Below are 8,234 nucleotides of genomic sequence, written 5' to 3'. Positions count from 1 at the left end.
CGTTTTCCCCGTGGTCAGACCAATTCGTCGGGAAACCCGAAAAACATGAGTATCTACCGCAATTGCCGGAATATTAAAGGCGTTGCTCATCACCACATTGGCGGTCTTGCGTCCAACCCCCGGGAGCGTGATCAGTTCATCCATCTGTGCTGGCACAACACCGTTATACTCTGTCAGCAATCGGTGACAGGACAAAATAATATTTCTGGCCTTCGTTTTGGCCAGTCCGCAAGTTTTGATTTTTGCCAACAGGCCTTCTTCTCCCAACAGTAGAATAGTTTCTGGTGTATTAGAGTTTTCAAACAAATCGCTAGTGACAATGTTTACCCTGACATCTGTACATTGTGCCGAAAGGATGGTAGCAATCAGTAATTCAAAGGGGGTATCAAAATCTAAGCCACACTGTTCCTGGCCGTAAAGGCCTTCCAGTGTGGCTAAAATTTGTTCAATCTTCTTTTTTGTCATGCATTTTCATTGAGAATCAGTGCCATAAACACCAAATCCTGATCACCTGTATTAACAACGCTATGGCTGCTTTGATCCGGAGTAACCATCACGTCCCCAGAGCCGATTTCGAATTGCTTGCCATTATCGACAACGATCCCTTTTCCTTGTATAAAATAGAATATTTCTCGTTCGCCCTGATGCTGATGTTCCCCGATTGAATCTCCAGGTTTTACTGTGATCTGGGCAAAGAGTCGGCAATTATTTCCAAGAATTTCACTTCCGGTTATATGAGTAATTTCAATATCACCCTTACCACCGCGCATGTTCTGTTTTATTTCCTGCTGTTTCGATTTGTTTTGTATGATCATCGTAATCCTCCTTTAGGTCGTCGGTTTAGTTGGTTCAGTGGGGGTTGTCGGTTCCGTTGGCGTCGTCGGCTCCGTTGGCGTCGTTGGATCCGTTGGCGTCGTTGGATCGGTTGGCGTCGTCGGCTCCGTTGGTGTCGTTGGCTCCGTTGGCGTAGTTGGCTCCGTTGGCGTTGTTGGTTCGGTCGGCGTTGTTGGCTTAGTTGGTGTCGTTGGGGTTGTGGTGGTTGTGTCCGTTTTTGTTTCTTCTTTATTTGTCGTTGTTTTTCCAGAATCAAGTGAAGAAGCTCCAGAGCTGTCACCTTCGTCAGAGGTCCGTTCCATTTCCGTCGTCGTCAATAAATCCTGATCAATTACTTGGCTTAAATAACTTCCGTAGATTGCTGCAGACATATAACTTCCTCCACCAAGAACGTAATTTTCTGGGCTTCCAAGCCATACTGAAGTCGTCAGATTTCCAGTAATTCCGGTAAACCATAAATCTTTTTCTTCTTCTGTTGTTCCTGTTTTACCACCCGTTGTATAAATCTGAGCAGCTCCGCTCCCCGTACCATAACTTACTTCATCAATCAAAATACTCATCATGTTACTAGCAGTGGTATCAGTCATCACCTTACGAGTTGTCGTGTTTGAGGCATCTTTAGCATATATTACCTCACCATTGATTTGTTCAATCTTCGTAATAAAGTATTGCTTGTTATAAACACCGGCATTATTGAATATGTTAAACGCTGCTGCCATTTCAACCGGCTTAATGCCATAAGTCATCCCTCCCAGAGCTGTTGCCAAATTGTAGTCACTATCCTCAAAAGTCGAAATTCCCATCAGTTGCATAAATGCAACGGCAGCTTCTGGTCCGAGTTTATTGTATATCTTAACTGCGGGGATATTATACGAATATACAAGCGCTTGCCGAACGGTTACCGTCCCATGATATCCATGATCATAATTTTGGGGAGCATATCCCCCAAAATCAGTGTAGGCATCAAGAATCGTGGTGGAAGGGGTAATCAACCCTTTTTCCATCGCTGCCGAGTAAAAAAGCGGTTTAATATTCGAACCCGGCTGTCTCGGCGTATTTGCCATATCAATTTGAGTGTTCCCGCCATAATAAGCTTTGACACTTCCATCGAGATCCACGGTGACAATAGCTCCAGTTTCTTCCGTCATTCCATAATCATCAAGGCCAGTGTACAAACTGTCTATGGCATCTGTCTGCATACGTGTATCAATAGTCGTGTATATACGGTACCCACCATTGGCAATGTTCTCCTTAATATAGTCGATAGCCTGATCCTGAGTAATACCACGCTCCTGCATAACAGCTGACGATTGCTGTGTTGCGTACTCGTCAAGAGCACGCCCCACAAAAGCTTCGTAATTATCAACAATCTGATCGTCATTACTAATGGTAGCCGGATCCCGGATAACCAGCTCTTGTGCATAAGCTGCGTCCGCTTCTTCCTGAGTGACATACTTTTCCTTAACCATTCGCGTTAAGACTTCCTGCTGACGTTTCTTTGCTGCCTCAAAATCGGTATTGGGAGCATATGCGCTGGGAGCCTGAGGCAAACCAGCCAACATTGCAGCTTCTGCCAAATTAACCTGAGAGACTGGTTTATTGAAATAGGTTTGCGCAGCTTCTTCAATCCCATAAGCGCCGGAACCGAAATAATATTCATTAAAGTACATTTCCAGAATTTGCTCTTTGGTATATTTTTCCTCCAACTGCAAAGCGATCGATATTTCCTTCAGTTTCCGCACCAGAGACTGATTAAAATTCTGCTCGGTGGCAATATCTGGCAGGAAGAGTACCCGGGCAAGCTGTTGGGTAATGGTACTGGCACCTTCGCCGATACCATTACTGGCAATATTGGAGAAAAATGCCCGAACAATCCCCAGTAAGTCGATCCCAAAATGATCGTAAAACCGTGAATCTTCTACCGATATCAGTGCCTGTTGCAATTGCACCGGAATCTGATCGATGGTAACATTGGTTCGATTTTTTGTATACAGCTCGGCAATCATAACATTGTCCGCCGAATAAATCTCGGTTTTATCCTTAGCTTGATACTGATAATCTGATATATCCATGCGATTTGCAGCATAGATCGAGTACACTACACCAACTCCCAGAATTCCCAGGACTAAAAGAACAATGAGGATCTTTACCCCAATATGTTTTTTCTTTTTACGTCTTTTTATGCCTTTTGTTTGCTTTTCACTCATTCCATCACCTTTTCTATTTATTATCTATTAGACGCCTGCGAAGGTCTGTCAATTCACTGTTATATTCAGCCAGGACATACAGATGTTTTTTTCTGGGAAGCGATAACTCCAGGCTCCTTGCATGTAGTGCCTGATGAGACATTTCAAAACTATCGACTGCCAAGTCTTCGCCATGATATAAGGGATCCCCAATAATTGGATTTCCCAAATACTTTAAGTGAACCCTGATCTGGTGGGTTCGTCCGGTTTCCAGAATCAGCTCCACTAACGATGCATTTTTATATTCTTCCAGTACCCGATAGTGGGTAACTGATGGTTTTCCCTCATCCATTACAATTCGATGAATACTGTCTTCATAGGGTTGTCCGATAGGCGCATTGATGATCCCTTCAGTACCGGGAAGTCTTCCATGAACAAAGGCATGATAAACCTTTCTAACCTTTCCTGAATTCACTTCATTTTGGACATAATGATGTACATATTTATTTTTTGCTATGGCCACAATACCGGTTGTGTCCCGATCCAATCGATTAATAAACCGAATTTTTGCAGAAATTCCTTGATCGTGCCAGTAATAGCTGATGTAATTTGCCAGTGTATCCAATTGATGGCTTTTGGTGGGATGGGTCACACATAATGGCGGCTTGTTGACCACCAGCAGTTCATCATCTTCGTAAACTACGCTGAGTTTTCCAGACACTGGCTCTCCATCAATATCTTCCTGCGGCATTTTAATCTCAATGATATCCCCTGGTCTGATTTGCTGTCCCAGAAAACACTCTTTATGATTTAAACTAATCTTTCCAATGCGTTTAATTTCTCTGATTAAGCGGCTGGAGTAACTGTAACGGTTGACCAGTTCTTCCCTGACCAACTTTTCATGATTTTCTGATATCTGGTATGTATAAACGAGACTGATAATTTTACCCCCGGTTCTGACTCTATTTGAAAACTGCTGATGTAAATCAGTTTTCTGATTTGCCTGTTCTGTTCTATTTTGTGATCATGATATTAAAATCATTCAACTATAAAAACATGCATATTATTATACCCTAATTTTATGCAATGCGTTAGATATTTTTTTAGTTTAAGGTAATTACAGCAGCTTTTCTTGCTTAAAGCTCAGATATGTCCCTCGACCAATGATAATATGATCCAATACCGAAATACCAATGAGCTCTTTTATTGATGCGTGATAGTCTGACTTTTCGTTCACCATAAGCCTCCTCATATCAACAATATCATCATTTTAACAGAAACTCAGTTTATTTTATACATCTTTCCTAAAATTCTCATTAAAATATTACTCAAATACTGAATTGTCATAAATTCTTAAGAAAAAAAGGCTCCTCATTTTTCAATGAAGAGCCTTTTAAGATTTGCTATTTATTTCGTTATTTATTTTGTTTTATTTGGTCGCATTTCAATCGCATTTTTTCTGCACTTATCAAAACAGATTCCACAGCCAATACACATGTCTTGATCGATAATATAAGGAGGCTTTTTAATTTCTCCAGTTATTGCATTTACCGGACAGTTTTTAGCACACAAACCGCAGGCAATACAGTTCTCATCGATGATATATGCGGTTGCTTTACCGTATTCGATGTCCCCGCTAATACAGTTCATTGGACACTTATCCACGCACTCATAACATTGACGACACTTGTCATAATCAATTTTTGCACAATTATTTTCCACTGTGATTGCATCAAACCGACAGGCTTTTTTACATGCACCACAAGCAATACAGGCAGTTGTGCAAGATAATCTGGCAATTTTCCCTTTGTCCAGATTATGACATTTTACAATAACTTCCTGAGCTGCTGGTACCAGATTCATAATGGCTTTTGGACAAGCGTCTACACATTTGCCACAGGATGTACATTTTTCTGGATCAATTTTTGGCAATCCATCTTCTCCCATAACTATGGCATCAAAAGGACATACCGCTTTACAGGTTCCTAATCCCATACAACCATAACGACAGCCTTTGGCGCCGCCGGAAGCGATCATCGCTTCACGACAATCCATTTCGCCATAGTATTCAGCACGATTCGGTGCTGTTTCACAGGTTCCCTGACAAATTACAGTGGCAACTTTTTTAACTGCGCTTCCCGCTTCCATACCCATAATTCCAGCAATGGCAGCAGCACAATCGACGCCGCCAACCGGACAGGCATCAATGGCCGCTGTCCCATCGACAATGTTAGAAGCTAAAGCATCACAACCTGGCAGACCACAACCACCGCAGTTTGCGCCAGGAAGAGCTGCTCTTACCATTGGTACGCGCGGATCTTCATAAACTTCAAAAACTTTGGCAGCAATAGCAAGGCCAATTCCAAATACTAAACCGAATACACCGAGGATACCGACTGGAACTAAAATCGCATTTAACATTTCCGTATCCCCCTAACCTAACTTCATTCCGGAGAATCCCAAAAATGCAATCGCCATTAAACCGGCTGTTAACAATGCAATGGGAAATCCTTCCAGTGCTTTTGGCACTGCCGAAGTTTCAAGTCGTTCACGAATCCCTGCGAACAGAACAATGGCAAGGGTGAAACCCAATGCCGCACCAACACCATTGAAAATGGTTTCGATGAAATTGTATTCATTTTGAATATTAATTAACGCAACCCCAAGTACCGCACAGTTGGTCGTAATCAATGGCAGATACACACCCAATGCCTGATACAGAGAAGGGCTTGATTTTTTAATAATCATTTCGACTAATTGAACCAATGCCGCAATGATTAAAATAAACGCAATTGTTTGCAGATAACCAAGACTCAAAGGATCAAGAATTGAATATTGCACTACATATGTAATCGCAGATGCCAGAGCCATAACAAAGGTTACTGCAACCCCCATCCCCACAGCGGTTTCAACTTGTTTAGAAACCCCTAAAAACGGACAAATACCTAAAAATCGTGACAGTACAAAGTTGTTGACAAAAATTGCACTGATCATTATAAAAATTAAAGTCATCGATATCTCCCCCTATGCCTTTTTCGTTTTCCAGTTAATGAGGCCAATCAAAAGACCAAGGGTTAAAAATGCCCCAGGAGGCAGGATCATTAACAATACTGGTTCGTATGCTGCACCAAATAAAGAGAATCCAAAAATACTACCAGCCCCTAAAATTTCACGAACCGAGCCTAAAACTGTTAACGCCAGAGTAAATCCAATACCCATCCCAACGGCATCGGCAAATGAGTCAGCTATGCCATTCGAAAATGCAAAGGCTTCTGCCCGAGCCAGGATAATACAGTTAACAACTATCAAGGGAATAAAGATCCCCAGCGCCGCATCGAGTGCCGGCACATAGGCTTTCATTAACATCCCAATGATGGTAACAAACGATGCAATAACAACAACAAAGGCCGGGATTCTGATATTATCTGGTATTACTTTTCGTAGCGCCGAGATAGCTACATTCGAGCCAATCAACACCGCCATGGTTGCCAGGCCCATCCCCATCCCATTTATGGCTGACGTGGTCACCGCAAGGGTTGGGCACATCCCCAAAACAAGAACAAAGGTGGGATTTTCTCGTATGATTCCACGAGTAAGATTTTTCATAAAATTCATCTTCGCTTTTCCCTCCTATTTCGACAAATTCTGGTAAACTTTAATGGACACATTTACTCCTGAAGTAACTGCTTTTGATGTAATGGTTGCCCCGGTAATGGCTTGAATTTCATTACCGCCCTCAGTTGGAGCAGTTTTCACAACCGCCAATTCTTCGCCAGCTGATTTGCCAGCAAATTGATCTTTCCAATCGCCGGTAGCCAATGCCCCCAAACCTGGGGTTTCATTATGTTTGATGATGGTAATGCCAGTAATAATACCCTCTGTTGAAATACCCGTTAAAACCTGAACTTCGCCACTAAACCCACTGGTAGGCCCGGTTTTTACTGTATATCCGACAACTTCACCACCATTTGTTCCTGTGTATACTTCCAGAAGCTCTTCTGGTTTTTCCATCCCAATTTCTTTCGCCAATTTTTCAACATCTTCAGCCGGAACTTGTTCGAACTCTGTTGCATCTGAAAGCACTTCCTGACGCGCTAAAGTATTTTTTTCAATATTCATTTTTTCAATGGTTCCAGCCGTTACTTCATTGGTTAAAGCCAGTGCACAGGCGGCCACTGCTGAAATGATAAACAAAATAAATCCGAGCTTAAATACGACTTTCCAGTCGATTTGTACTTTTTCTTTGGTTTCCATTATGCTTTAGCCTCCTTTTTGACCTTAGTCACACCATAGATACGTTCTTTGGTGAAGCGTTCAATCAGAGGTGTTGCTACATTCATCAGCAGAATTGAGTATGAACATCCTTCTGGATATCCGCCATAGATACGAATGATCATGGTAATTAATCCACAACCCACGGCATAAATGATTTGACCTTTTGCTGTTACTGGTGATGATGCGTAGTCAGTTGCCATAAAGAAGGCACCTAGCATAACACCACCTGAGACGATATGCACAATTGGATCCTGTCCAACTAGAAGCGCAAAAATTCCCACCGTTAATAAATAGATCGTTGGAATTCTCCAACTGATGATTCCTTTGAAAATAAGATATAAACCACCAACTAACAATGCCAGAGCGGAAATTTCCCCGATACATCCGTACACGCCGTTTAAACCGAGAAACAAATCCATGGTTGATGGCATGCTTGCTGCTTCTCCTGCTTTCAACAAGGCCAGTGGCGTTGCTGTGGTCACTGTATCGGTAACCGGAATATAAGCAGTACTGGTCATATGTCCTGGCCAGGATGCCAACAGAAATGCTCTTGCTGCCAGGGCAGGGTTGATAAAATTCTGTCCCAAACCGCCAAAACATTGTTTTACAATAGCAATAGCAAAAACAGAACCCACAACAGCAATCCACCAGGGTGCGTTAATCGGTAAGTTGAATGCTAAAAGCACACCTGTTACAACTGCACTCCAGTCATTGACTGTGATCGGTTTTTTGAGCAGTTTTTGAATAACTGCTTCTGTAACCACTGACGAGATAACACAAATAGCTACTAATGCCAATGCCCATACCCCAAAAACAAATCCTGCGACAGCCAATGCAGGTAACAAAGCAATAATAACATTTTGCATAATATTGGCTGTGGAATGTTTTGCCCGGATATGAGGGGATGATGACACTGTAAGATTTAATTCATTCATCAAT

The 8,234-nt window shown here is 42.2% G+C and carries 10 protein-coding genes; all 10 read right to left on the bottom strand.

Going from position 1 to position 8,234, the window contains the following annotated elements:
- Positions 1-465, bottom strand: a 465-nt coding sequence (gene nth / locus Q7J41_RS15825) for an endonuclease III (protein ID WP_304889402.1), incomplete at its 3' end; no start/stop codon positions are given.
- Positions 462-815 (bottom strand): cupin domain-containing protein, encoded by a 354-nt coding sequence (locus Q7J41_RS15820; protein ID WP_304889401.1) that lies wholly within the window; start codon positions 813-815, stop codon positions 462-464. The genes Q7J41_RS15820 and nth, both read right to left, overlap by 4 nt.
- Before the next feature lie 12 nt (positions 816-827).
- Entirely contained in the window at positions 828-3,041 is a 2,214-nt protein-coding gene (locus tag Q7J41_RS15815; protein ID WP_304889400.1) for a transglycosylase domain-containing protein, read from the bottom strand.
- Between the two features lie 13 nt (positions 3,042-3,054).
- Complete coding sequence (locus Q7J41_RS15810; protein ID WP_304889399.1) at positions 3,055-3,915, bottom strand: RluA family pseudouridine synthase; 861 nt, start codon at positions 3,913-3,915, stop codon at positions 3,055-3,057.
- Positions 3,916-4,137: 222 nt separating this feature from the next.
- The gene (locus Q7J41_RS15805; protein ID WP_304889398.1) at positions 4,138-4,260 is read right to left on the bottom strand and encodes a JAB domain-containing protein; all 123 of its coding nucleotides are present in this window, start codon (positions 4,258-4,260) and stop codon (positions 4,138-4,140) included.
- 179 nt (positions 4,261-4,439) lie between these two features.
- Positions 4,440-5,441 (bottom strand): 4Fe-4S binding protein, encoded by a 1,002-nt coding sequence (locus tag Q7J41_RS15800; protein ID WP_304889397.1) that lies wholly within the window; start codon positions 5,439-5,441, stop codon positions 4,440-4,442.
- Positions 5,442-5,453: 12 nt separating this feature from the next.
- Complete coding sequence (gene rsxA / locus Q7J41_RS15795; protein ID WP_148636420.1) at positions 5,454-6,032, bottom strand: electron transport complex subunit RsxA; 579 nt, start codon at positions 6,030-6,032, stop codon at positions 5,454-5,456.
- 12 nt (positions 6,033-6,044) lie between these two features.
- The gene (locus tag Q7J41_RS15790; RefSeq protein WP_304889396.1) at positions 6,045-6,635 is read right to left on the bottom strand and encodes an RnfABCDGE type electron transport complex subunit E; all 591 of its coding nucleotides are present in this window, start codon (positions 6,633-6,635) and stop codon (positions 6,045-6,047) included.
- A gap of 15 nt (positions 6,636-6,650) precedes the next feature.
- Positions 6,651-7,274: an RnfABCDGE type electron transport complex subunit G gene (locus Q7J41_RS15785; protein WP_304889395.1), complete on the bottom strand. Its 624-nt coding sequence runs from the start codon at positions 7,272-7,274 to the stop codon at positions 6,651-6,653.
- A complete protein-coding gene (locus Q7J41_RS15780) occupies positions 7,274-8,230 on the bottom strand; it encodes an RnfABCDGE type electron transport complex subunit D (protein ID WP_304889403.1) in 957 nt (318 codons plus the stop codon). The genes Q7J41_RS15785 and Q7J41_RS15780 overlap by 1 nt, the downstream gene beginning before the upstream one ends.
- Positions 8,231-8,234: the final 4 nt, after the last annotated feature.

Origin of the sequence: Acetobacterium sp. (assembly GCF_030652775.1) — a bacterium.
Taxonomy (GTDB): Bacteria; Bacillota; Clostridia; order Eubacteriales; family Eubacteriaceae; genus Acetobacterium.
Note: the sequence above shows the minus strand (reverse complement) of the source record. Positions and strands in the feature narration are given on the sequence as shown.